The sequence below is a fragment of the Bacillus sp. BF2-3 genome, from assembly GCF_008368795.1.
Lineage (GTDB): Bacteria > Bacillota > Bacilli > Bacillales > Bacillaceae_G > Bacillus_A > Bacillus_A cereus.
On sequence record NZ_QOSA01000007.1, the window covers coordinates 73,792 to 98,507 of the forward strand.

Genomic DNA, 24,716 nt, shown 5'->3' on the forward strand with positions numbered 1-24,716 from the left:
GAGAAAATAAAATGAAAAACTTACAAAGTAAAGCAGTATTAAATAACGGTGTAGAAATGCCTTGGTTCGGTTTAGGTGTATTTAAAGTAGAAGAAGGACCAGAACTTGTAGAAGCTGTAAAATCAGCAATTAAAGCAGGATACCGCAGCATCGATACAGCTGCAATTTACGGAAATGAAAAAGCTGTAGGTGAAGGAATTCGTGCAGGTATTGAAGCGACTGGTATTGCAAGAGAAGAATTATTTATTACTTCAAAAGTATGGAACGCAGATCAAGGGTATGAAACAACAATCGCTGCATACGAAGAGAGTCTAAAAAAATTAGGACTAGATTATTTAGATTTATATCTTGTTCACTGGCCTTCAGAAGGAAAATATAAAGATACATGGAGAGCGCTAGAAACACTTTATAAAGAAAAGCGCGTACGTGCAATTGGTGTAAGTAACTTCCAAATCCATCACTTACAAGATGTAATGAAAGATGCAGAAATTAAACCAATGATTAACCAAGTAGAATACCACCCTCGTTTAACACAAAAAGAACTACAAGCTTTCTGTAAAGAACAAGGTATTCAAATGGAAGCATGGTCACCACTAATGCAAGGTCAATTATTAGATAACGAAACATTACAAGAGATTGCTGAGAAACACGGTAAAACAACAGCTCAAGTTATTTTACGTTGGGATCTTCAAAATGGAGTAATCACAATTCCAAAATCAACGAAAGAACACCGTATTATTGCAAACGCTGATGTATTTAACTTTGAATTAACGAAAGAAGATATGGAAAAAATCGATGCGTTAAATCAAAATCATCGCGTTGGTCCAGATCCTGATAACTTCGATTTCTAAGATTAAGGTAAGAAAAAAGAGTGCTTAAAAGCACTCTTTTTTTGTGCATAAAAATAGTTTCTAAATAAATACTACTTAGTATTAAGTTTGTTATTAAGGGGCTGTAAACATGAATATAAAGCAATCGTTCAAACTTTTAGCTATGTTTTTAAGTGTTTTATTTGTGTTATTCCCACTTCAAAAAGCATTCGCAGAAGTGATGGACCATACAAAGTATGAAATGAATTGGAGTTATAGTAAGTCCAAGAAGAAGCCAATTCGAACAGAGCTTATTAAAACGGCAGATGGCAAAATTGCTTTTTGCTTAAATGTAGATTTGAAATCTCCAAGCGGTCAAGATTTACCGGAAATGGGGAAAGTGGATATTAATGTGTACCGTGTACTATTGAATGGATATCCACAAAAGAGTCCACAAGAATTAGGGGTATCTGATTGGAGAGAGGCGCATTACGCAACGCAGCTTGCAGTATGGAATGCGTTAAAACAAATTGATGTTAATGATTTAGATTTCCGAAATAAAAATGTAGAGAAAGTAACAAAAGATATCGTTGCAAAAGCAAACGCTAGCGAAGAGCTACAAGAAATTACGATGAGTGTAACTCCTACAGAAGAACAAGAAGCAGTCTTAAAAAATGATTTCTTTGAAACAGGCTTATATACAGTAGAAACAAATGCAAAAAGCGGAACGTATAAAGTGCAAGCAACAGGTGCACCAGCGGGCGTGAAATTTGCAAATGAAAAAGGCGAAACAAAAACAGAATTTAATGTAGGAGAAAAGTTCCGCATTTTAATTCCGAAACAAACACCAGCTGGTGGATTTAGCTTTAAAGTATCAGGAAATTTAACGAAATTACAAGGGATTGCGCATAAAGGTACACCGACTATTCAAAATGCAGTAGTATTACTTGAGCGTAGTGAAGAAAAAACAAGTCCAGAGTTAGCGGTAAGTTGGAAAAAGGCTGAGGCTCCAAATAAACCAAATAAGCCATATACTCCAAATGAACCGCATAAACCGAATCAAAAGAGATAATGAAAAAGCATTGGTATATGCCAATGCTTTTTCATATGAATTCTTTAAAGATATATCAAGATAATAATTAATCGAGTGAAACACTATTTTAACGTTTGAAGAAGTATTTAAAAATAATAAAATATGGAGAAATCTAAACGTTACAATAAATGGATTTTATTCACGAAATTGTAACATTATTCTAATTAGAGAGACTATCAAACAAAGTGTAAAGCGTGTACAATTCAGTTGGAAAAACTACCTATAGATGGTCGTATATGAAGAAAATGTAAAACTCTATTGTTGTTCATATTTTTAGATGTATAGATGACAATACTGAAAAATATCTTTTACTATTCTCTTTTTTATGTAGCAAGAGAACTCATCACAAATAGAGAGAAGTGAGGAGGGGATATTACATAAAAATTGTACAATGTAAGAAAGCGAATACATGGAGGGAAATGCGGTAGTAATAGATACAGGTGCGCGAGGTGTTAGTCTATTCGTTAAATGTTTTTATAAAGATAATAGGATTTTTAATTAAACGAATATATAGGATGGTTTGTCTAAAAAAAGGACAGGGGACACAGATTATGTCAAAGAAGAAAAAGAGTAGGGTATTAGTAGCAGGTATATGTATATCTACATTATTATCACCAGTAGCTTTCGAAGCATCAAAAGGATATGCGGCGCCTTTGGAAGAGAATAAGGGCGGGCAGTTGGAAGAGAATAAATTTGAGCAGAGAGTATTTCAGTTGCCGGGGAAAGGTAGCGTAGAAGAAGAAAATAATCGTTTAAGAGTTACTTGGAAACTTTCCGCTAATGAACCGACTGGAATTTATGCAGAGCCAAATGAAGAGATTACAATTGACATAAAAGGAACGCAGTCTATCCAAGCTTTTATTGGAACGAGATCTTATGATGAAAAGGACCCAGAGGAGTTTGATTTAAAACCAGGAAAAAATGTTATTTCATCTTCAAGAGGCGGTATTTTATATTTTTATAATATGAATAACGAAGGAGAAGTAACAGCTTCCGTTACAAATGGTGGTAGTCACTTTCCTTTATTTATTTTAGGTAAGCATACGAAAAAAGATTGGGATGAAATGTTAAAAAAATATAAGGATCCTTATGCAGTTGAATTAAAAGGTGAGAGAAGCTTAATTACTACTACTTACGATTCTGTGCAGAAATATATGAAGAATACGGATCCAACAGATTTAATGAAATTGCATGATAAGATTATCCGTTTAGAAAACGCAGTGGCAGGATTATCTGAGGACAGTGTTGGGGTTGCAAAATCTCCAACTCATTATGTTCAGTTTGTTGAAAAACGGAAGCCTGCTAAAGGGGACTTTATGTTTGCGAAACATTATCATACAGGATATATTCCAACTGCAATGAATAGAGTTTTAGATATAGAGGTACTTGAGAAGGATGGATGGGGACCGTGGCATGAAGTTGGTCATTTACATCAGCAAGAACCGTGGAAGTGGTCTAAAGTAAGGGAAGTAACAGTAAATATTTACTCATTAGCTGTTCAAAAGGCGTTAGGGAATCAATTAGAAATGGATGAGCACTATAAAAACTCATTTGAGTATTTAGAGAAGCCTAAAGCAGAAAGATTCATTGATGACATTAATCCTCTTACAATGTTTTGGCAATTAAATGTAGTGTATGGAGAACATTTTTATCCTAGGTTACATCAAGCTTATCGTTTGTTACCTCAGAGTGAAATGCCTCATTCTGATGAAGAGAAAAAGCAGCTATTTATTTATATGACATCAAAAGTGGCAGGGCAAAATTTAATTCCTTTCTTTGAGGAGTGGGGATTAACACCAAATGATGATATTAGAGAGAAAATAGAAAAATCAAAGTTACCTAAATTAGAAAAGGAAATCTGGAAAGCTACAGATAGTAATGATATTCGTGAGAAGCAAGTTGAACTGTATAAGGTTCCGTATGGTGAACCTGCTAATGAAGTACAAAATCTTTTAGTTGGTACAGATTCTGACGAGAATGAAGCAAGTAAGCTTGTTCGAAATTTAGGTGAGAATGTAAAAGTAACAGGAAAGATTGTATGGCCTAAATTAGAGAATGGGAAACAGGAAGTGTTAGTAGAAATTGGGGATGAGAAAGGAAATAAAAATTCAATTCCTGTCCAAGTTAACGGATTTTATGATGACAGTATAGTTTTTCAAGGACTTTCAGATGATGTAATGTCGACAGTGACACTTCACCACAATAAGAAGAAATTAAATGTAAACTTTACTAATAATGAAATACATTACCGTTTTGAAAAAGAAGAATATATGGGCTTAACGCTATATGATCGAAATGGGATTGAAAAGAAACGTGTATCAGCAGAAGGACAAGAAACGGGAAAAAGATTTGCGATGGAACTAAATGAATTGGATTTTGAATATGGTGATGTAATAAAAGTATTCCACGCAGAACCAAGCCGTTTGAAGTGGTTTAAAAATAACGAACTTGTAGATCAAGGAAAAGTTAAAAATAAAAAAGAGAAATTATTCCAAATAACTGAGCAAGGGTTCGAATTAAAAGATAGTTTACAAGAAGTGACGGCGAAACTGCAAAAAGTAGTAGTCGGAATGGATGTAGACAAACTAGATCCGAAAGAATTCGTACAAGTAAAAGATGGAGAAGTGGTTGGTTTTGTAGAAAAACCAAATACATCAAAAATTGGAGAACAAAAAGTAAAAATAGAGACGAAGGATGCTTTTGGAAATAAGAAGATAACAGAAGTGCCGCTTGAAGTAATTTATGGAGATAGTTTAGTATTTCATGCTAATGATAATGCAATACGTTCGGTTGTAACATTGCAACATGATAAAAAGGAACTGCACGCAACGTTTACAGGTAATCCTGTTCATTATCGTTATGTAAATGAAGAGTATATGGGGATTACGCTATATGATCAAAATGGGAACACAAAAAAGCGTGTAACAGCGGAAGGACAAGAAACTTCAAAGAAATTTGCGGAGCAAGTGAGTGGAATGCAGTTTGAATATGGTGATGTAGTAAAAGTATTCCATGCAGAACCGGACCGCTTGAAATGGTATCAAAATAATAGCCTTGCTGGCCAAGGTAAGGCGAAAGTAGAAAAAGAATTATTCTTCAAGGTAACTGAAAAAGGCTTTGAAAGAATGGAAACTTTACAAGAGGTAAAGGCAGTACCACAGAAGGTAGTAATCGGAACAGATGTAGAGAAAATAAATGCAAAAAACTTTGTTGAAGTAAAAGATGGAGAAGTAGTTGGATTTGTAGAAAAACCAAATACAACAAAAATCGGTGAACAAAAAGTAAAAGTAGAAACGAAAGATCGATTTGGAAATAAGAAAGTGACAGAAGTTCCTCTAACAGTAACATATGGAGATAGCCTACTTGTATATGGGCTGAGCTATAGAGATGGTGACTTGAAATCAATTGTAACTTTGCATCATGATACGAAAAAACTGAGTGCGACAGATACAAAGAACCTAATTCATGATTACTTTAAAGATGAAAAGTATTTTGAATTCACATTGTACGATAAAGAAGGAAGAGTGAAGAAAAATATAGCAGTAAAAGGTTTAGAGAATACGCAAGAATTTGCTAAGGAAGTAAATGGAATTGCATTTGAGTATGGAGATGTAGTGAAAGTATATCATGCGGAATCTTCTCGTTTACATTGGTATCAAAAAGATGTATATGTGGGCGAAGGAAAAAGTAAAGAGATAAAGGAATTAGTCTTCAAAATAACTGAAAATGGATTTGAAAGATTAGACGGTGAGCAAACAGTAAAAGCAAATCCGCAGCAAGTAGTAATCGGAACAAATAGCGAAACGCTAGACGTGAAGAACTTTGTTGAAGTACAGGGTGGAGAAGTAGTAGGTTTTGTAGGGGAAATAGATACGACAAAAATTGGTCAGCAAAAAGTGAAAGTAGAAACGAAAGATCGATTTGGAAATAAGAAGGTGACGGAAGTTCCTGTAGAAGTGACATATGGGGATAGTCTAGTCTATCAAGGTGTGTCCGATGTTACACGTTCAATTGTTACGTTAAACCACGCTGAAAAGAAATTACATGCAACATTTACAAATGAGGAGATTCATTATCGCTTTGTAAATGAGCAGTATATAGGCCTTACGATTTATGATCAAAATGGAAATAAGAAAAAGCATGTAACGGCAGAAGGACAAGAGACTTCAAAGAATTTTGCTGGGCAAGTAAATGGAACGGCATTTGAGTATGGAGATGTGCTGAAAGTATACCATGCGGAACCGAGTCGTTTGAATTGGTACAAAAAGAATGAGTTAGTTAAAAAAGAGGATGCGATGAAGGGGCAAGAAATTTCCTTTAAGATTACTCCAAATGGTTTAGAACAAGTGTAACAATAAAAAAATCTCGTAAAATTTTACTAGATTTTTTTATTATTTAGTTTCAAACAAGTGTAACAATAAAAAAATCTCGTAAAACATTATGTTTTACGAGATTTTTTTATTATTCAGCTTCAGAAACTACTGTGAAGCGTTCGTTTACGTGTTTTGGATTTTCAATTTCATCAAGTGCTGCAACTGCGAAGTCTTCGTAACTTACGTAGCTATCACCTTTTGAGTTTACAAGCAGGTTGTCTTTACCAGCTGTATAAGAACCAGTACGTTTTCCTAATGCGAATAGTGCAGAAGGGCTGATGAATGTCCAAGTGATATCATTTGTTTGTTGTAAGATTTCTAAGTTTTTACCTTGGTTTTGAGCTGTTGCAAGGTATTCGCCTGGGAAACCTGGTGTCTCAAATACACGTGTTGTTTTCTCTTCGTCTACAAATAAGCTTCCAGCGCCACCAACTACAAGTAATTTTGTGTTAGGTGCACCTTTCATCGCTTCAATTAGTACGTTTCCTGCATCTACGTGAAGGTGTTCTTGTCCTGCTGGAGCACCGAATGCATTTACAACTACATCGAATGCTTGCAAGTCGTTAGATGTAAGAGAAAATACGTCTTTTTCTAAAACTTTTACGTTTTCTTCTGTAATTTTTGCAGCGTTTCTTACGATTGCAGTTACTTCATGTCCGCGATCCAATGCTTCTTTTAAAATACGACTTCCTGCTTTACCAGTTGCTCCGATAATTCCGATTTTCATAATAAATCCCTCCAAAGTGTTTTGTTAAATTGTATATCTGAAAGTAAATGAATTTGTTGTAATTAGGTTTGTTACAACCCGTTGTAATCATTATAGTTACAGGTTGGTATTTTTGTCAATAGGGTTGTTTGTGAATTTATTTTTTGTTTTAGTATGCACAGTTAGAGGGAGGGTAGTCAGTCATAAGGACATTGTTACTGTGAACCTGGCTAATATTTGGAAATTGCAAATTGTCGAAAAATGTTGATTTTTGAATGTTTTTTAAATATAATTCGTTTTATGGAGAAAAGGAGGGGTTAATTGTATGAATATTTTAGAGCAATTTATTTCATCAACAAATACAATTCTTTGGTCATATATTCTTATTGCGATGTTAATTGGTTTAGGTCTTTATTTTTCTATTAAATTGAAATTCGTACAAATTACTCATTTAGGGGAAATGGTTCGACTAATGAGTGATGGATTAACTGGAAAGACGCGTAAAAAAGGTAGTGTATCTTCTTTCCAAGCGTTTTGTATGAGTTCAGCAGCTCGTATTGGTATCGGTAACTTAGCTGGTGTAGCATTAGCTATATCTATGGGAGGACCTGGAGCTGTATTTTGGATGTGGGTTATTGCGATTATCGGGGCTTCTTCAAGTTTCGTAGAAAGTACGCTTGCCCAAATTTATAAAGTAAAAGATGGCAGTGGCTTCCGTGGTGGTCCTGCTTATTATATGGAAAAAGGTTTAAATAAACGTTGGATGGGAATTTGGTTTTCTATCCTTATTACAGTTAGTTATGGTTTAATTTTTAACTCAGTACAAGCGAATACAGTAACATTAGCGTTTGAAAATGCATTTGGTTTAGAGCGTTATATTGTTGGTATTGTATTAGCTGCATTAGTTGCGGTTATTATTTTTGGTGGTGTAAAAAGTATTGCACGTATGTCGGAAATGATTGTTCCGCCAATGGCGCTTGTTTATATTGCGGTAGCTATTTTTGTTGTCATTAAAAACTTCTATTTAATACCAGATGTGTTTACGGAAATCTTTAAAGGTGCATTCGGTTTAGATTCAGCTGTAGGTGGCGGTATCGGTGCTGCGATGAAATATGGTATTCAGCGCGGATTATTTGCGAACGAAGCAGGTATGGGTAGTGCGCCGAACGCGGCAGCAACAGCTGATGTAACGCATCCAGCAAAACAAGGTTTTATTCAAACGATCGGCGTTTTAGTAGATACATTCTTAGTATGTACATCAACAGCATTTATCGTACTATGTTCTGGTGCATATAAAGCAACGAATTTAGAAGGTATTGAATTAACGCAAAATGCATTAAGCTCACAAATCGGCCCATGGGCAAGTAGCTTCTTAGCGATTATTATTTTCTTATTTGCATTTAGTTCTCTTTTAGGAAACTACTATTATGGTGAAACAAATATTGAATTTATTAAGCAAAGCAAAACGTGGTTAACAATTTACCGTATTGCGGTAGTTGGAATGGTATTATTCGGTTCTGTTGCGACGCTTCAAGTTGTATGGAATATGGCAGACTTATTTATGGGTCTAATGGTAATCACGAACTTAATTGCGATTACACTTCTTGGCCGATTTGCGTACGCGGCATTAACAGACTATGTAAGGCAAAAGAAACAAGGGAAAGATCCAGTCTTCAGTGCAGATTCTATTCCTGGTTTAACGAATACAGAGTGCTGGGATAAGCAAGTGGTAACAGATAAAGAAAAAGCAGTGTAATTGAAAAGGCGAGCATCGAGGTAAATTCGATGCTCGCCTTTTTTGTTGTAGTAAATGATGAAAAGGGTGAGAGGTAATTATTAATATAACTTTTTTGTTTGTTTCTCTCTCTCGTTATTTGTGGGGAACGTCCTGTTTTAAAAGTATGGCTGGTCGAATAGGATAAGTTATTAAGTATTGGATAAATGCATGTAATGGCTATATTTTCATGTGAAAAAACACTTATGTTAAAAGAATTAACGTACTCATGTTATAAAACCTAACATAAAGTTCTTGATTACTAAAAGTTTTTAGAATATAATTTTCTTATTGTTAGGAAGAGGGGGCAATGCAATTATGGATTTTTTAGCTAAGGTAATTGGGGATATAAATAATATCCTTTGGTCATATATCATTATTGCGATGTTAATTGGGTTAGGACTCTATTTTTCATTTCGTGTGAAATTTGTCCAAGTTCGTTACTTCGGTGAAATGATTCGTTTGCTTGGGGACGGGGCAAGCTCGAAAACGAGGAAAGCGCAAAAAGAGAAGAGCGGCGTATCATCATTCCAAGCGTTTTGTATGAGTACAGCTTCTCGTGTAGGTACTGGTAACTTAGCTGGTGTAGCTATTGCGATCTCAGCAGGTGGTCCAGGAGCAGTATTTTGGATGTGGTTAATCGCGGTAATTGGGGGTGCTTCTGCATTTGTAGAGAGCACATTAGCGCAAATTTATAAAGTAAAAGATGGGAATGCATTCCGTGGGGGCCCAGCGTATTATATGGAAAAGGGTTTAAAGAAACGCTGGTTAGGTGTTGTGTTCTCTGTTCTAATAACAGTAAGTTTCGGATTGATTTTTAACGCTGTACAGTCTAATACTGTAGCGGCTGCCTTTGATGGGGCGTTCAAAACAGATAGTAGATTAGTAGGTCTTGTTATGGCTGGTTTACTTGCAGTTATTATTTTCGGTGGAGTAAAACGAATTGCTCGCGCGGTTGAAATGATTGTTCCAGTAATGGCAATTATTTATGTAGCAGTGGCATTATTCGTTGTTGTAACAAACATTACGGCAATTCCATATGTATTTAAAGAAATTTTCTTACATGCTTTCGGAATTAAAGAAGTAGTAGGCGGAGGATTAGGAGCTGCGATTTTATTAGGGGTAAAACGTGGGTTATTCTCAAATGAAGCAGGTATGGGTAGTGCGCCGAACGCAGCAGCGACTGCAAACGTAACGCACCCAGTTAAACAAGGTTTCATTCAAACTTTAGGGGTATTTACTGATACATTATTAATTTGTAGTTGTACAGCATTTATTATTCTTTTATCAGATGTGCATAATGCAGCTGATTTAAACGGAATTCAATTAACGCAGCAGGCGTTAAGTCAACATATCGGTCCATGGGCTTCTATATTTGTAGCAGTGGCAATCTTCTTGTTTGCGTTCAGTTCATTAGTAGGTAACTACTACTATGGTGAAACAAATATTGAATTCTTAAATGGAAGTAAAGTGCTATTAAATGCATACCGCATTGCTGTACTTAGTATGGTTATGCTAGGATCTGTAGCGACAATTCAAATCGTTTGGGATTTAGCAGATTTATTTATGGGAATTATGGCTGTTATTAACTTAGTAGCAATTGTATTCCTTTCTAAGTATGCTTTCGCAGCGTTATCAGATTATATTAAGCAAAAGAAACAAGGGAAAGATCCAGTCTTTTATGCGGAGTCTATTCCAGGTTTGAACAATACAGAGTGTTGGGATGAGTCAGCGGTAGCTGATAAAGAAAAAGCGGTATAATGAAAAGGGCATCAAGTGAAACTTGATGCTCTTTTTTGTTTTATTCAACTATTTGCAGATAGTAAAAGACGAACATTCATAGACGTTTTATAATAAAATGTAATTTTTTAAAGAAAAGTGCGGATATGATTTGTGATTTGTGTTAGAATGGAAAATGCCTTTGAAATAAGAGGTTTTATGATCTTTCCTATCCGATTGAAGATTTTGGAGGAGAAATGGAAAGTTCGGATTATTTCTTGTTTTGAATGGTCAGACGTTCAACGTTAATGAAGAGTTAAATGGAGGATTTTATTAATGAAGTTTGTTATGTTCCTTGTAGGATTACTCGTTGTATTTGTACTCGGTTTTCTTATAAGTGCCGATCGAAAGAAGATTAAGTATAAACCAATCGCAATTATGCTTATTATTCAGCTAGCATTATCTTATTTCTTATTAAATACGCAAGTTGGTTATATTTTAGTAAAAGGAATTTCAGATGGATTTGGCGCACTTCTTGGATATGCGGAAGCTGGAATCGTTTTCGTATTTGGTGGTCTTGTTAATAAAGGAGAGGTTTCATTCTTCTTAACAGCGTTATTACCAATCGTATTCTTTGCGGTTTTAATCGGAATTCTGCAACACTTTAAAATTTTACCGATATTTATTCGTGCTATTGGTACGTTGTTAAGTAAAGTAAATGGTCTAGGAAAACTAGAATCATATAACGCAGTAGCAGCTGCCATTGTTGGACAAGCAGAAGTATTTATTACAGTAAAAGATCAATTAAGTAAAATCCCAAAACATCGTTTATATACATTATGTGCATCTTCTATGTCGACAGTGTCGATGTCAATCGTTGGTTCTTATATGAAAATGATCGAACCGAAATATGTAGTAACAGCACTTGTATTAAATTTATTTAGTGGTTTCATTATCATTCATATTATTAACCCGTACGATATTACAGAAGAAGAAGATACACTGAAATTAGAAAATAAGAAAAAACAATCATTCTTTGAAATGCTGAGCGAGTACATTATGCTTGGTTTCACGATTGCGATTACAGTAGCAGCTATGTTACTTGGTTTCGTAGCATTAATTACAGCAATCAATAGCTTGTTTGATACAATGTTCGGTATTACATTCCAAGCTATTTTAGGATATATTTTCTCACCATTAGCATTCGTAATGGGCATCCCGCAAGCAGAAATGGTAACAGCGGGACAAATTATGGCAACAAAATTAGTATCAAACGAGTTTGTTGCGATGCTTGACCTTGGAAAAGTAGCTGGTGATTTATCGGCTCGTACGGTTGGTATTCTTTCTGTATTCCTTGTATCATTTGCGAACTTCTCATCTATCGGAATTATCGCAGGTGCAACGAAAGGTATCGATGAAAATCAATCAAATGTTGTATCATCATTCGGTTTACGCCTTGTGTACGGTGCGACGTTAGTAAGTATTCTATCAGCGATTATCGTTGGTGTTATGTTATAAAAAAAGGATGGCTCTAGCTCATAGCTAGGGCTATTTTTTTTATGGTAAATTTGCATGAAAAAACCAATTAATTAGGAATATATTAACATATAAAAATCTTTTAAAATTTATATTGCATTTCACCTAGATAACGCTTACAATTTGATTTGTAGGTGGTATCAATTTCAGACTTTCAAGTATGGTAGGAGAGAAGAAGCTACCTTTTATAAATTGCAATTTATGTAAACGCTTACTGATTTTAGATGACAGTTGAATAGTTTTAGGGGTTTTAAATTTTTTTAACAACAATGGTCAGACGTCATTCGTTATACGTTATACGACCAATAACTTGTGGGAGAAGTGGAGGATTCACATATGAAGTTCGTAATGTTTCTAGTCGGTTTACTTGTAGTGTTTGTACTAGGTTTCCTTATTAGTTCAGATCGTAAGAAAATTAAATATAAACCAATTGCACTTATGCTTGTCATTCAATTGGTACTTGCGTATTTCTTACTAAATACAAAGGTCGGATTTGTATTAGTAAAAGGGATCGCAGATGGATTTGGCGCTATTTTAAAATTTGCGGAAGCTGGGGTTAATTTCGTATTTGGTGGTCTAGCAAACGATGGACAAGCACCATTCTTCTTAACAGTATTATTACCGATTATTTTCTTAGCAGTATTAATCGGGATTCTGCAACATATTAAAGTTTTACCGATTATCATTCGTGCAGTCGGTTTCCTATTAAGTAAAGTTAACGGTTTAGGAAAACTAGAATCATATAATGCGGTAGCAGCTGCAATCGTTGGTCAAGGGGAAGTATTCATTACAGTAAAAGATCAACTAAGCAAATTACCGAAAAATCGTTTATACACACTTTGTGCATCTTCAATGTCTACAGTATCGATGTCAATTGTCGGTTCTTATATGAAAATGATTGATCCAAAATATGTAGTAACAGCACTTGTATTAAACTTATTCAGTGGATTCATTATCGTTCATATCATTAATCCATATGAAGTAAAAGAAGAAGACGATATTTTAGAATTACAAGAAGACAAGAAACAAACATTCTTTGAAATGTTAGGCGAATATATTATGCTTGGTTTCTCAATCGCTGTAACAGTAGCGGCGATGTTAATCGGTTTCGTGGCATTAATTACAGCAATTAATGGTGTATTCGATTCAATTTTCGGAATCACATTCCAAAGCATTTTAGGATATATCTTCTCACCATTAGCATTCGTAATGGGTATTCCAACATCAGAGATGTTACAAGCAGGACAAATTATGGCAACAAAATTAGTAACGAACGAATTCGTTGCAATGCTTGATCTTGGTAAAGTAGCTGGTGATTTATCAGCTCGTACAGTAGGTATTTTATCTATCTTCCTTGTATCATTTGCGAACTTCTCATCTATCGGAATTATCGCAGGTGCAACGAAGAGTATCGATGGCAAACAAGCAAACGTTGTATCATCATTCGGTTTAAAACTTGTATACGGTGCAACGTTAGTAAGTATATTATCAGCGATTATCGTTGGGGTTATGCTTTAATAAATTAAGAAAAGCAATGAGCGTAGGCTCATTGCTTTTTTTGTTTAACTTGCTTTATCCAAGTCTCTTTTAAAACGTGGTTTCTCTAAATAAGTTCCCAGTCTCCACACATATTCCACTGGCCCCATTCGGTATTTCTGGAGCCAATAGGTGCTAACGAATAATTGAATTGTATAAATTCCGATGGTTAAAAGAATACCGAAGAAATAGCCGATTTTCCCGTATAAGCCAAATCCATATGCGTAAAAAATGGTTGTTGCGATAATAGATTGCGCTAAGTAATTACTAACGGACATTTTCCCCATGTTCGCCATGTATGTTAGTAGACGGGTTGCTTTTTTGTAATGGAATAATAAAATGATTGTGCTTCCGTAAAAGAAGGTCATAGTTACTGGTGTAAGGCCATCTTGTAACATAATTAAAACCGGGTGTTTTATGAACATAGCTAAGATTTTAATTGTAAAAGAGAAGAGACCGGTGGCAAACCATATTTTTTTGACAGCAGGTATATGTTTACTGACCTCAAATAGCCAGCCTTTTTTCCCTACATACATTCCGAGTAGGAACAGTGGAGACATAAAAATTATTGCGAAAACTGATATGAAAAATAATCCGAATGCACCGTCAATTCCCATGTAATCAAAAGGATTTTCAGTCAATCTAAAGTTGACGTGATCCATATAGCTTCCAGTTTGATGGACTTTATGTTCTTTTTCAGTATAAGATGCGAAATCATTTATATTTGTAGATGGATCAGTTTGATAAGACATAAGTGTAATAAGTGCGAGTAGAATAATCGCCCAAATAAGCAAAGTTTTCGGTTTTCGATTGATGAATATCATTAAAAAAATCCCGATTATTCCGTATGCAAATAAAATATCTCCCTCCCAAACAAAAGTGCCGTGAATGTAGCCGAGTAGTAAAAGAATGATAATACGTCTTATGTATGTGGGGAAGAATTTTTTTCCTTTTGCGATAATACTTTTTTGTAACAAAATAATGCTAAGCCCAAATAGAAAAGAAAATAGGGATATAAAGTTATGTGTGCCGAAAAATTGAATAAACCAATTAGCACCTTTATCAAGATCGCCAAATAGATAAGTTGGTTTTTCACTGGTGAAGAACCCAAATTGAATTAATGTCATATTGACTAGTAAAATGCCAAACAAAGCAAAACCACGAATTGCATCAACAGCTTCTACACGTTGATTCATTTTTCCTCTCCTCGTATATTCGTTTTTATATTGAAAATAATACCATTTTATATCTGGCACTATGTCAAATATGAGGAAATTTAAGGTGATTTTAAGATAGAGAGCAAACAAAAAAATCACCTTAATACATGTATTAAGGTGATTGAAATATTACTCAGCTGGAGGCGTAAATGTACGTTTCTCTAATTCAGCATCTAGCATAAACAGTGCGTTTGAATCGCTTGTAATACGTTTTAATTTTTGAATGATGCTATCGAATGAAGCTTCTTCTTCAACTTGTTCGTCAACGAACCATTTTAAGAATGTAATTGTTGCATGTTCACGTTCGTCCCAAGCGATATCAGATAAGTTGTAAATACGTTTCGTTACTTCACGCTCGTGCTCAAGTGCGACTTCAAAAGCGTTTAATACAGATTCGTATTCGTTATTCGGATTATCAAATCCAGTAATAATAGCGCGCTCTCCGCGGTCATTAATATAGTTGTAAAGCTTCATTGCGTGGAAACGTTCTTCTTCAGCTTGTACAAGGAAAAAGTTAGCAAATCCATCATAGCTCTCAGCTGTACAGTAAGCAGCCATTGCCATATAAGCATGGGCAGAGTAAAATTCAAAGTTCATTTGTTCATTTAATGCGTCGTGCAATTTTTTTGATAACATAAAATCCCCCTTAGTATTGTGACAAGAATATTATACCATAATTGATAATATTCTCATTTAGATACTTCGAACCTTTTTGAAAGCTTTGCGACGTGTGCGTCCATAATGTCTTGTAAGTCTAAATCATATTTTTGCGAAAGAATAATAAGGTTAGATAGTACATCGCCAAGTTCTTCTTTTAGTTCTTGTTTTAGCTCTTCTTCTGTTTTCGCATCTTCATCAGGGCGATCGCGGCCAATTTCAATAGCACGAACGACTCGTGAAACTTCCCCAACTTCCTCGGTTAAGAAATTTAAGCGAATAAAGGCATTATACTGTGACCAGCTTCGTTTTTCGTAAAATTCCTCAACCCATCTTTGAAATGCAACGATATCCATTTCTTCCTCATCTCCTCAATATGTTGTACAATGTCAATTGTATCATAACAATATATAGTTTCGGGGTGTAGGAATGAGAAAGATTTGTGTGTTTGCAGGTTCTAATTTAGGGGAGAGACCAGAATTCAAAGAGCAGGCAATTCAGTTAGGTAAAATGTTTGTTGAGAACGAGTATGAGCTTGTATACGGTGGTTCATGCGTTGGATTAATGGGAGAAGTAGCAAACGAAGTTCTTCGTTTAGGTGGACGTGTAACAGGTGTTATGCCGCGCGGTCTATTCCGAGGAGAAATTGTGCATACAGGATTAACAGAATTAATTGAAGTAGAGACGATGCATGAACGTAAAGCGAAAATGGCAGAGCTTGCAGATGCTTTTATTGCGCTTCCAGGCGGATACGGAACGTTTGAAGAACTATTTGAAGTTGTATGTTGGTCGCAAATTGGTATACATAATAAGCCAGTTGGTTTATTAAACATAAAAGATTTTTACGGACCAATTTTGCAAATGGTTGAACGTGCAGCAGAAGAAGGATTTATGAATCCATCAAATAAAGAATTGATCGTTTCAGCTGAGACAGCAGATAAACTAATTCATGCAATCCAAAATTATGAGCGTCCTGTTTTGGGAACGAAGTGGAAGCAACTATCATAGCAAATACGGAAACACATGTCGTTTTAATTTAAGATGGCATGTGTTTTTAATTTGGTTAAATATGTTAATGTTTAGATGTAATGTTTTGGGGAAAGGAGAAATAGATGGAGGAGTTCGTATATTTACGTCCGGTTTTTAAAAGTATTTTAGCAGCGTCTATTCTTGTTATGCTAATTGTTTTGAGACAGAAGAAAGAGTTGATTAATGAATTTTCGCTTTGGTTTATCTCGGTATTGTGTATCGGTGTTTCAGCGATAACGTTGTTTATGTCCGGATTTATCGTTGATGAGTATAATCTAGGTGGAGATCCACAATCGTTTTGTATGTTTATTGCGATTGGTTGTATTAGTGGTCTGAATTTCATTATTTATTACAGAAGGCAATAAAAGAGGCATTCCATATTACTTTGGAATGCCTTTATCATTTTGATTGCTTTGTTTTTTATACAGGTACCAGCCACCCCAGCCCCCACCAATTGCTACGACAACGAGGAAAGCATAGTCCTTAACCTCGACACGTATATTGAAAATATTAGCTATAAGTAAGAGAATCCCAACTGTTATTAACGCAAAAAATGCTCTAATTAAGTAGTCTTTCAACTGAACCACTCCCGTCATTTAAGTAGTAAATGATGAATTTGGAAAAGCTAAAGGGTGTTTCCTATATTTTAACATAGATGAGATTGTAATATATTGATAAAAGTAGGGGAGAGGGGCGCTGATATTGTCGTGATTTGTCGGCAAATTGATATCCTTTGTCAAATCGTTGATATATTGCGGGTAATGATCGATATAATGAAAAAATCGTTGATATATTGCGAGTTATGATCGATATATTTGAAAAATCGTTGATATAATTTCGTGTACCGTTAAGTGCGACCATTACATAAAAAAGCGACTCTAAACGAGCCGCTTCCGCTTTTAATGATATCCAGCTCCAGCGGCTAGAACAGTCGGTTGTTTCACTCCTTCATTCGAGGCAAAAAGCGCCTCGTAATCAGGAGTTCCAACACCCTCCTGTTCTGAACGAGCCGCTTCCGCTTTAAAGTAATATCCAACTCCAGCGGCTAGAATCTCCGGTCATTTCGCTCTCTCGCTCGAAGCAAAAAGCGCTTCAAGGTCGAGAGCTCCAATGCCCTGCGATTCTGAGCGAGCCGCTTCCGCTTTTAATTATTATTGATTCAAGAACGCACGTAGCATCCAAGCGTGTTTTTCTAGTTCTGTGTAGATGCCTAGTAGTAGGTCAGATGTCATTTCATCGTCAGAGTCTTGAGCGATTTCCATGCCTTTTTTCAGTTCGACTAGCATCATTTCGTAGTCTTTCATGATTGCTTCGACCATCCCTTCTGCAGTTTCTCCGTATGCTGCTTCTTGAATAGAAGATAGTTCTAAGTATTCTTTCATTGTTGCTACTGGTTTGCCGCCAATTGCTAAAATACGTTCTGCAATTTCATCGATGTGAGTAGCTGATTCTGTGTAAAGTTCTTCGAATTTCTCGTGTAATGTGAAGAATTGAGGTCCTTTTACGTACCAATGGAAGTTGTGAAGTTTTGTGAATAAAACGCTCCAGTCTGCTACTTGTTTGTTTAATACTTCGATTACTTGTTTTTTCATTATGATCAATCTCCTTTTGAGTTGTTATGTGATATCAATTACTAATTTATAATCATTATAATCTAGTAATCTCTATAAATCAACCCTTTTGCTGGAATTAATTTGAACAAATTATGAACTGTTGTAAATAAAAGGCCCTATTACGGTGAAGTAATAGGACCTTTGTTTGAGATATGGCTCTTGTTCTAAACGAGCCGCTTGTGCTTTTAGTGATATCCAGCTCCGGTGACTAGACCAGTCGGTCATTTCGCTCTCTCGCTCGAAGCAAAAAGCGCTTCAAGGTCGAGAGCTTGAAGTGTCCTGCGATTCTGAACGAGCCGCTTCCGCTTTAAATGATATCCAGCTCCAGCGGCTAGAACAGTCGGTTGTTTCACTCCTTCATTCGAGGCAAAAAGCGCCTCGTAATCAGGAGTTCCAACACCCTCCTGTTCTGAACGAGCCACTTCCGCTTTTATTTGTTAAACGGCCTTTTGTTTTTCTTCTACATCCTGCCCATCCCAGCACTCTGTATTTTTTAAGCCAGGGATAGAGTTTGCAACGAAGACAGGATCTTTTCCTTGTTTCTTTTGCTTCAAATAGTCTACTAATGCAGCGTAAGCAAATTTGCTAAGGAATGAGATGGCAATTAAGTTTGTGAATACCATTAGTCCCATGAATAAATCAGCTAAACTCCAAACTGTTTTAAGAGCAGCGATTGATCCGAAGAATACCATTCCGACAACTGCAACACGATAAATCATTAACCATGTTTTGCTTTCTTTAATGAATGCGATATTTGTTTCACCATAATAGTAGTTTCCTAGAAGTGAACTGAAAGCGAATAGGAAAATAATAATTGCTAAGAAGGTGCTTGCCCACGGTCCAATTTGTGAACTTAATGCGTTTTGTGTTAATTCGATACCTTCTAAATTTGATCCTTTGTAAAGTCCAGAACATAATACGATAAATGCTGTTGATGTACATACTAAGAATGTATCTACGAAAACGCCTAACGCTTGAACAAGCCCTTGTTTTACAGGGTGAGATACATCAGATGTTGCTGCTGCATTAGGAGAGCTACCCATTCCCGCTTCTGTAGCGAATAAACCGCGCTGAATTCCGAACTTGATTGCTGCTCCAATACCACCAGCGATGGCTTGGTCTAAACCGAATGCACCGTTAAAGATTTCCATGAAAATGCTTGGTAACATACTGAAGTTGTTAATAACGACAAAAATAGCCACGCCGATATAAACGATTGCCATTGGCGGAACAATCATTTCTGTAATACGTGAAATGCTCTTAATGCCACCAAAAATAATAACTGCAACTAATAAGGCTAATAGAGCTCCTACGATTGTTCGCTCTAGTCCAAAAGCATTTTCAAACGCTATTGTTACTGTATTTGCTTGCACTGAATTGAAAATTAATCCGTACGCAACTGTAATAAGAAGTGAAAACCAGACGCCCATCCAGCGTTTGTTTAACCCTTTTTCCATGTAATATGCTGGTCCACCACGGAACCTACTTCCATCTTTTACTTTATAAATTTGCGCAAGTGTACATTCTACAAAACTAGTAGCTGCTCCGATAATTGCGATAAACCACATCCAAAATATTGCGCCAGGTCCACCCATTGAAATTGCTAATGCTACACCAGCTAAGTTTCCGATACCGATACGTGCTGCTGCACTTAAGCAAAATGCTTGGAATGGTGAGATGCTATCTTTCTTTTTTTCTTTTCGATTAAACCCTTTACTAATTAAGCTGACCATCTCACTGAAATGAGTAATTTGGACAAATTTTAATTTAAAAGAGAAGTAAAGACCGAAGCCGATTAGCATTGCAATAAGAATATATGACCATAAAATATTATTCGTTACCTCAAGGAATCTGCTAAAGATATCAACCATATAATACACTTCCTTTTTTTCATAATAAGAAAATTATATGCAAAAAATATACGAGAATCAATTTTTCTAAAAAATTATGTTACTTAAATCATTTTTGTGTTATGATTATGTTACATTGTAATATTTTTAGAATTATTTACATTTTAAAAAACTAAATTTAAAGCGAGAAGGTGGGGATAATTTGAAAGAAAATTCTTTATGGAAAGTAAGCCTTGAGAGTTTGAAAATGAGAAGTAATATATTTTTTATCATTACATCTTTAAGTATCTTTTTAGGGTCCACTTATTATTACAATAAAAGATTTCCAAATCACAAATATCCTGAGTGGTTAGAATTTCTAAAGTTGATTGGATGAATAAAAGACAGAAAAACAGAAAATTAAAATAAATAAGTTATGGAGGAGCTAAAAATGAATATTAGAGAAAGTGAACTTCCAGGTATTGGTTATAAGTTTCAAATCGTTACGAAAGGTAACGAAAAGATGGTAATTGTCATTCATGATGATGGTCGTAGAGAAATGTATCATTTTGATTCAGATCATGAAGAAAGCATCTCAAGTATTTCGCTACGTGACTCAGAGGCGAGACAAATCGCTGCAATATTAGGTGGAATGGTATATAAGCCTAGGGCGTTAGAAAATGTTGAGATGGTTTTTGAAGGTTTAGCGATTGAGTGGTTCAAAGTGGAGAATACAGCTCCAGCAATCGGAAAAACAATTGGCGATCTTGAAATAAGAAAAACATATAGCGTAACAATAATCGCGGTTATGAAGAAGAACATGAAGAAGTTATTTAATCCAGGACCAGAAACAGTAATTGAAGAAGGAGATATGCTTGTAGTTTCAGGTGAGAGAGAAGAAATTAAAAAAATCATTAATGAATTACTTTCAAATAGGGGGGACTGATTAGATGGATACGTTAATTTTTGAAGTTGGTACAGCTTTAGTTTTAGTGGCAATTGCAGCAGTAATTGCTGGAAAATTTAAATTCTCAGTAATTCCTTTTCTAATCGTTCTTGGAATGTTAGTAGGACCGCATGCACCGACAATAGGTGTTATCGATCTCAAATTTATTGAAAGTGCAAGTGTAATTTCCTTCCTTGGACGGATTGGGGTTCTATTCCTTCTATTCTATCTAGGATTAGAATTTTCAATGAAAAAACTAATTAAATCTGGACGCTCTATTGCGATTGGCGGAACGATTTATATTTTAATTAACTTTTCACTTGGTTTGTTATACGGATTTATAATGGGATTCCCATTACTAGAAATCTTAATTATTGCGGGTATTATTACGATTTCTTCTAGCGCTATCGTTGCTAAAGTGTTAGTGGACTTAAGAAGAACTGGTAATAATGAAACCGAATTAATTTTAGGAATTATTATGTTTGAAGATATATTCCTTGCTGTATATTTATCAGTTGTTTCTGGTTTAGTACTTGGAGATCACGCTTCCTTCTTAGGTGCCCTTACTTCAATTGGAATTGCTTTAGGATATATGCTTCTATTCTTTATAGTAGCTAGAAAGGCTACGCCGTTATTAAATAAATTGCTCAATATTAGCTCAGATGAAATCTTTATTATTGTAGTATTTGCTTCATTATTCTTCATTGCTGGTTTTTCAGAAACAATTCACGTTGCAGAAGCAATTGGAGCACTTCTTCTAGGATTAGTTTTCTCTGAGACAGAGCATAGTGACCGAATTGAACATCTTGTTGTTCCATTTAGAGACTTTTTCGGAGCTATTTTCTTCTTCAGCTTCGGGTTAAGTATTGATCCGTTCTCATTAGGCGGAGCGATATGGTTAACGTTAGGTGCTGTCCTTCTTACGATAATCGGTAACTTTGTAGCAGGAATGATTGCAGGAAGACAAGCTGGATTATCTCATAAAGCATCAACAAATATCGGATTAACAATCGTTTCAAGAGGAGAGTTCTCCATCATTATGGCTAATATCGGTATCGCCGGTGGTTTAATGTCAGTACTGAAACCATTCTCAGCACTATACGTGCTTATACTATCCATTTTAGGCCCACTTTTGACAAAAGAGTCGAAGAATGTATATAAATTCTTAAATAAAATCTTTAAGTGGGATACGAAGACTAACTAAACTAAATTTTTAAAAATAAAAGTACAAGATATTTCCTGCTTGTACTTTCATTTTTGTAATGAAAACAGTAAAGAGAGGTACATGATGTTAGGAGAGTTGATCCATTCGGTTTTAGTTTTTTTAGAAGGACTTGGTTATTGGGGAATTATGCTTGGATTAATGCTAGAGGTTATTCCAAGTGAAATCGTATTGTCTTATGCAGGTTATTTAGTATCAACAGGAAGCATTACATTTTGGGGCGCTGTCGCGTTCGGTACAATTGGTGGTGTAATTGCACAACTATTCATTTATTGGATTGGTCGATATGGAGGAAGACCTGTTCTTGAGCGATATGGAAAATATATTTTAATTCAGAAGAAACATATTGATTATGCTGAAGATTGGTTTAATCGTTATGGAACTGGCGTTATCTTTACCGCACGTTTTATTCCGGTTGTGCGGCATGCTATTTCGATACCAGCGGGTATTGCGAAAATGTCACATGCTAAGTTTATTACGCTAACTACATTAGCTGTTATTCCGTGGTCAATTGTGTTTGTATATTTAGGTTTTAAATTAGGAACAGAGTGGGAAAGTATTAATAAAGTTGCGGGGCCATATGTGAAATACTTTGCACTTGCTGCTATTGTTTGTGCAATTGGTTATTTTGTATTAAAAAAAATGATGAAAAAAAAGTGATTACAGAAATGGAATCTATGTCGACGTAGATTCCTTTTTTATTGGCATTTTTTCAAGGATGAAAGAATACGTTTAATATTTACCATATTGTGGCATACATATAGAAAAAGGGTGCTTGGAAAGGGGAATAAAGAGAAATGGAACTCCAGTTTCAAAATGTATATCAACAGGTAGAGAATTGGTATGTGTTGGATTCGGAGCTTCCTTGGGATGTCAAAAAGTTGAGAGAGGATTTGTTTTCTCTTATTGGAGTATGTAAAACGCCCGTTATTTTTTGTGATACGTGTGATGCAAATGATGTGCTTCTATCATTAGGGGAAGAGGAAGAAGAGTTCCTATTCCCAGTAGGTGGTTTTTATCATAAAGAAAAGCAATTAATTTTCGTTTGTATGTGGGAAGAGTATGATCAAGTTCTCAAAACGCTACTGCATGAATTCCGCCATGCGATGCAGCATAAGAGAGATATATTGTATGTGGGAAGTGAACGGTACGAAGAGCGGTGGATTGAAAAAGATGCGAGGAAGTTCGCGGAGAGGAAATTAGATGAATATAAGAGTAGAAAGTTAATGTAAAGCATAGTGGAGAAATAGCGCTGTGCTTTTTGTACTTATTAAAAATAAGTATTTGACTTTTATTAAGTTTAGTTCTAAACTAATGATATGAAACAAGCGAGGTGATGAAATGAAAACAGAAGATAGACTAGGGCTACTATTATGGTTTCGTTTGTCACGCTTTTATAATAAGAGTATTCGTGAGACGAATCAGCATTTGAAAAAATGGAATATATCTGCCGCCCAGTTTGATGTGTTAGCTCAAGTTGGAGGACATAATCGTTTAACGCAGCAAGAACTTGGAAATAAGCTATTTGTTACGAAAGGAAATGTAACGCAGCTTTTAAATAAAATGGAGCAGCTTGAGTGGATTTTGCGTGAACAAGAGGGTACTACGAAATATATTTCTTTAACAGAAAAGGGAAGAGCTTTATATGAGGAAATCGTCCCACCTCAAGAAACGTTCCAAGCAGAGAAGTTTCATAATTTAAATATAGAGGAACAAAAGCAGTTATTAACACTATTAAAAAAGTTACAGTAAGAAAAAATTTTAAAATAAATCTCGAATTCGAGATAGTATGAGGTGAAGGATATGTTTAGAAAAGTTGATCATAAAAATATGGGCAGAGCAAATCATGGTTGGTTAAATACACATTTTCATTTTTCTTTTGCCAATTACTATAATCCAAATAACATGAACTTCGGAGCGTTACGTGTTATTAATGATGATCTAGTAGCGGCGCAAACTGGTTTTGATATGCATCCGCACCGTGATATGGAGATTATTTCTTACGTTGTAGATGGTGCTTTAACACATGAAGACAGCATGGGAAATCGCGGAACAATTGAGCGTGGACATGTTCAATATATGAGTGCTGGCACGGGTGTATTTCATAGCGAGCATAATTTAGGCGATGAAACGCTGCGTTTATTACAAATTTGGATTTTACCAGACCGCGCAGATCATAAACCAAACTATGGTGAGTTTAAATTTGATTGGAGCAAGCGTGAAGATGAATGGTTCCATATGGTATCTTCAGTAGAAGGAAATGCACCAATTCAAATTCACCAAGATGCGAATTTATATTCTTTATCATTAGAGGCTGGAAAAGAAATTCATTTTCCAGTGAAAGAAGGCCGTCAATTGTACCTTGTACAAATTGAAGGAAGCAGTGTAATAAATGGTGAAACGTTTGTTATGCGGGATGCAGCAGAATCTGTAGAAGAAGATATTCACATTCAAGCGAAAGAGCAATCACACTATTTAGCAATTGAATTGAAAAAACAATAAAAGGTTTATAGAAAAGAGGACATCCGATAGATGTCCTCTTTTTTTGATTAGAATTATCTGAAAAATGTTTCTCAAATTTTAGGTAGAGGTATCAGCTGGGAAAATAAGAATTGTATAAAAGTGTCAAAAATCTTTATGGGAATGGGGAATGTTAT

The 24,716-nt window shown here is 35.4% G+C and carries 22 protein-coding genes; 15 read left to right on the forward strand and 7 right to left on the reverse strand.

Features of this window, described 5'->3' with window-relative positions:
• The first annotated feature begins 11 nt into the window (after positions 1-11).
• The 3 genes from DN401_RS07860 (at position 12) to DN401_RS07870 (ending at position 6,254) form a co-directional block, all read left to right on the forward strand.
• A complete protein-coding gene (locus tag DN401_RS07860) occupies positions 12-851 on the forward strand; it encodes an aldo/keto reductase (protein ID WP_000793532.1) in 840 nt (279 codons plus the stop codon).
• Between the two features lie 109 nt (positions 852-960).
• Positions 961-1,881, forward strand: coding sequence for a thioester domain-containing protein (locus DN401_RS07865; protein ID WP_001022532.1), 921 nt, complete (start codon positions 961-963; stop codon positions 1,879-1,881).
• Positions 1,882-2,453: 572 nt separating this feature from the next.
• Positions 2,454-6,254: a putative mucin/carbohydrate-binding domain-containing protein gene (locus DN401_RS07870; RefSeq protein ID WP_000038264.1), complete on the forward strand. Its 3,801-nt coding sequence runs from the start codon at positions 2,454-2,456 to the stop codon at positions 6,252-6,254.
• Positions 6,255-6,363: 109 nt separating this feature from the next.
• On the opposite strand, the gene DN401_RS07875 is transcribed toward DN401_RS07870, so the two are convergent.
• Positions 6,364-7,002: an NAD(P)-dependent oxidoreductase gene (locus DN401_RS07875; protein ID WP_000689906.1), complete on the reverse strand. Its 639-nt coding sequence runs from the start codon at positions 7,000-7,002 to the stop codon at positions 6,364-6,366.
• Between the two features lie 304 nt (positions 7,003-7,306).
• Between DN401_RS07875 and DN401_RS07880 the strand changes: the two genes are divergently transcribed.
• The 4 genes from DN401_RS07880 (at position 7,307) to DN401_RS07895 (ending at position 13,528) form a co-directional block, all read left to right on the forward strand.
• Entirely contained in the window at positions 7,307-8,737 is a 1,431-nt protein-coding gene (locus DN401_RS07880; RefSeq protein WP_001022931.1) for an alanine/glycine:cation symporter family protein, read from the forward strand.
• Positions 8,738-9,073: 336 nt separating this feature from the next.
• Complete coding sequence (locus DN401_RS07885; protein ID WP_063220567.1) at positions 9,074-10,516, forward strand: alanine/glycine:cation symporter family protein; 1,443 nt, start codon at positions 9,074-9,076, stop codon at positions 10,514-10,516.
• Between the two features lie 294 nt (positions 10,517-10,810).
• Entirely contained in the window at positions 10,811-11,992 is a 1,182-nt protein-coding gene (locus DN401_RS07890) for a NupC/NupG family nucleoside CNT transporter (RefSeq protein WP_000673841.1), read from the forward strand.
• Positions 11,993-12,346: 354 nt separating this feature from the next.
• Complete coding sequence (locus DN401_RS07895; RefSeq protein ID WP_000673874.1) at positions 12,347-13,528, forward strand: NupC/NupG family nucleoside CNT transporter; 1,182 nt, start codon at positions 12,347-12,349, stop codon at positions 13,526-13,528.
• A gap of 44 nt (positions 13,529-13,572) precedes the next feature.
• Here the strand turns inward: DN401_RS07895 and DN401_RS07900 are convergent, their stop codons facing one another.
• The 3 genes from DN401_RS07900 to DN401_RS07910 form a co-directional block, all read right to left on the reverse strand.
• Entirely contained in the window at positions 13,573-14,742 is a 1,170-nt protein-coding gene (locus DN401_RS07900) for a DUF418 domain-containing protein (RefSeq protein ID WP_001076350.1), read from the reverse strand.
• 150 nt (positions 14,743-14,892) lie between these two features.
• A complete protein-coding gene (locus DN401_RS07905; protein ID WP_000949403.1) occupies positions 14,893-15,399 on the reverse strand; it encodes a ferritin in 507 nt (168 codons plus the stop codon).
• 53 nt (positions 15,400-15,452) lie between these two features.
• Complete coding sequence (locus DN401_RS07910; RefSeq protein WP_000355744.1) at positions 15,453-15,776, reverse strand: MazG nucleotide pyrophosphohydrolase domain-containing protein; 324 nt, start codon at positions 15,774-15,776, stop codon at positions 15,453-15,455.
• Positions 15,777-15,849: 73 nt separating this feature from the next.
• Here DN401_RS07910 and DN401_RS07915 point away from each other — a divergent pair, with 73 nt between their 5' ends.
• Together DN401_RS07915 and DN401_RS07920 are read left to right on the forward strand one after the other, a co-directional pair.
• Entirely contained in the window at positions 15,850-16,428 is a 579-nt protein-coding gene (locus tag DN401_RS07915; RefSeq protein ID WP_001225754.1) for an LOG family protein, read from the forward strand.
• A gap of 104 nt (positions 16,429-16,532) precedes the next feature.
• Positions 16,533-16,814, forward strand: coding sequence for a hypothetical protein (locus tag DN401_RS07920; RefSeq protein WP_000390910.1), 282 nt, complete (start codon positions 16,533-16,535; stop codon positions 16,812-16,814).
• A 15-nt stretch (positions 16,815-16,829) separates the two neighbouring features.
• Here the strand turns inward: DN401_RS07920 and DN401_RS07925 are convergent, their stop codons facing one another.
• The 3 genes from DN401_RS07925 to DN401_RS07940 all read right to left on the reverse strand — a co-directional run bounded on the left by DN401_RS07925 (position 16,830) and on the right by DN401_RS07940 (position 19,933).
• Positions 16,830-17,027 (reverse strand): hypothetical protein, encoded by a 198-nt coding sequence (locus DN401_RS07925; RefSeq protein ID WP_000656312.1) that lies wholly within the window; start codon positions 17,025-17,027, stop codon positions 16,830-16,832.
• 573 nt (positions 17,028-17,600) lie between these two features.
• On the reverse strand, positions 17,601-18,041 hold the full coding sequence (locus DN401_RS07930) for a Dps family protein (protein WP_000745085.1): 441 nt from the start codon (positions 18,039-18,041) through the stop codon (positions 17,601-17,603).
• Between the two features lie 458 nt (positions 18,042-18,499).
• Positions 18,500-19,933: an alanine/glycine:cation symporter family protein gene (locus DN401_RS07940; RefSeq protein ID WP_000227591.1), complete on the reverse strand. Its 1,434-nt coding sequence runs from the start codon at positions 19,931-19,933 to the stop codon at positions 18,500-18,502.
• A gap of 409 nt (positions 19,934-20,342) precedes the next feature.
• Here DN401_RS07940 and DN401_RS07950 point away from each other — a divergent pair, with 409 nt between their 5' ends.
• The 6 genes from DN401_RS07950 to DN401_RS07975 all read left to right on the forward strand — a co-directional run bounded on the left by DN401_RS07950 (position 20,343) and on the right by DN401_RS07975 (position 24,561).
• On the forward strand, positions 20,343-20,837 hold the full coding sequence (locus tag DN401_RS07950) for a cation:proton antiporter regulatory subunit (protein WP_001026075.1): 495 nt from the start codon (positions 20,343-20,345) through the stop codon (positions 20,835-20,837).
• Between the two features lie 4 nt (positions 20,838-20,841).
• Positions 20,842-22,041, forward strand: a complete 1,200-nt coding sequence (locus DN401_RS07955) for a cation:proton antiporter (protein WP_000380223.1) — start codon at positions 20,842-20,844, stop codon at positions 22,039-22,041.
• 84 nt (positions 22,042-22,125) lie between these two features.
• Entirely contained in the window at positions 22,126-22,719 is a 594-nt protein-coding gene (gene uptA / locus DN401_RS07960; RefSeq protein WP_000900214.1) for an undecaprenyl phosphate transporter UptA, read from the forward strand.
• A 137-nt stretch (positions 22,720-22,856) separates the two neighbouring features.
• Positions 22,857-23,291, forward strand: coding sequence for a DUF3920 family protein (locus DN401_RS07965; protein ID WP_000422806.1), 435 nt, complete (start codon positions 22,857-22,859; stop codon positions 23,289-23,291).
• Positions 23,292-23,400: 109 nt separating this feature from the next.
• A complete protein-coding gene (locus DN401_RS07970; protein ID WP_000845467.1) occupies positions 23,401-23,811 on the forward strand; it encodes a MarR family winged helix-turn-helix transcriptional regulator in 411 nt (136 codons plus the stop codon).
• Positions 23,812-23,862: 51 nt separating this feature from the next.
• On the forward strand, positions 23,863-24,561 hold the full coding sequence (locus DN401_RS07975) for a pirin family protein (RefSeq protein WP_000488927.1): 699 nt from the start codon (positions 23,863-23,865) through the stop codon (positions 24,559-24,561).
• Positions 24,562-24,716: the final 155 nt, after the last annotated feature.

Coding starts and splice junctions, on each gene's coding strand:
- DN401_RS07860 (WP_000793532.1), top strand. CDS start 12: ATGAAAAACTTACAAAGTAAAGCAGTATTAAATAACGGTGTAGAAATG.
- DN401_RS07865 (WP_001022532.1), top strand. CDS start 961: ATGAATATAAAGCAATCGTTCAAACTTTTAGCTATGTTTTTAAGTGTT.
- DN401_RS07870 (WP_000038264.1), top strand. CDS start 2,454: ATGTCAAAGAAGAAAAAGAGTAGGGTATTAGTAGCAGGTATATGTATA.
- DN401_RS07875 (WP_000689906.1), bottom strand. CDS start 7,002: ATGAAAATCGGAATTATCGGAGCAACTGGTAAAGCAGGAAGTCGTATT.
- DN401_RS07880 (WP_001022931.1), top strand. CDS start 7,307: ATGAATATTTTAGAGCAATTTATTTCATCAACAAATACAATTCTTTGG.
- DN401_RS07885 (WP_063220567.1), top strand. CDS start 9,074: ATGGATTTTTTAGCTAAGGTAATTGGGGATATAAATAATATCCTTTGG.
- DN401_RS07890 (WP_000673841.1), top strand. CDS start 10,811: ATGAAGTTTGTTATGTTCCTTGTAGGATTACTCGTTGTATTTGTACTC.
- DN401_RS07895 (WP_000673874.1), top strand. CDS start 12,347: ATGAAGTTCGTAATGTTTCTAGTCGGTTTACTTGTAGTGTTTGTACTA.
- DN401_RS07900 (WP_001076350.1), bottom strand. CDS start 14,742: ATGAATCAACGTGTAGAAGCTGTTGATGCAATTCGTGGTTTTGCTTTG.
- DN401_RS07905 (WP_000949403.1), bottom strand. CDS start 15,399: ATGTTATCAAAAAAATTGCACGACGCATTAAATGAACAAATGAACTTT.
- DN401_RS07910 (WP_000355744.1), bottom strand. CDS start 15,776: ATGGATATCGTTGCATTTCAAAGATGGGTTGAGGAATTTTACGAAAAA.
- DN401_RS07915 (WP_001225754.1), top strand. CDS start 15,850: ATGAGAAAGATTTGTGTGTTTGCAGGTTCTAATTTAGGGGAGAGACCA.
- DN401_RS07920 (WP_000390910.1), top strand. CDS start 16,533: ATGGAGGAGTTCGTATATTTACGTCCGGTTTTTAAAAGTATTTTAGCA.
- DN401_RS07930 (WP_000745085.1), bottom strand. CDS start 18,041: ATGAAAAAACAAGTAATCGAAGTATTAAACAAACAAGTAGCAGACTGG.
- DN401_RS07940 (WP_000227591.1), bottom strand. CDS start 19,933: ATGGTTGATATCTTTAGCAGATTCCTTGAGGTAACGAATAATATTTTA.
- DN401_RS07950 (WP_001026075.1), top strand. CDS start 20,343: ATGAATATTAGAGAAAGTGAACTTCCAGGTATTGGTTATAAGTTTCAA.
- DN401_RS07955 (WP_000380223.1), top strand. CDS start 20,842: ATGGATACGTTAATTTTTGAAGTTGGTACAGCTTTAGTTTTAGTGGCA.
- uptA (WP_000900214.1), top strand. CDS start 22,126: ATGTTAGGAGAGTTGATCCATTCGGTTTTAGTTTTTTTAGAAGGACTT.
- DN401_RS07965 (WP_000422806.1), top strand. CDS start 22,857: ATGGAACTCCAGTTTCAAAATGTATATCAACAGGTAGAGAATTGGTAT.
- DN401_RS07970 (WP_000845467.1), top strand. CDS start 23,401: ATGAAAACAGAAGATAGACTAGGGCTACTATTATGGTTTCGTTTGTCA.
- DN401_RS07975 (WP_000488927.1), top strand. CDS start 23,863: ATGTTTAGAAAAGTTGATCATAAAAATATGGGCAGAGCAAATCATGGT.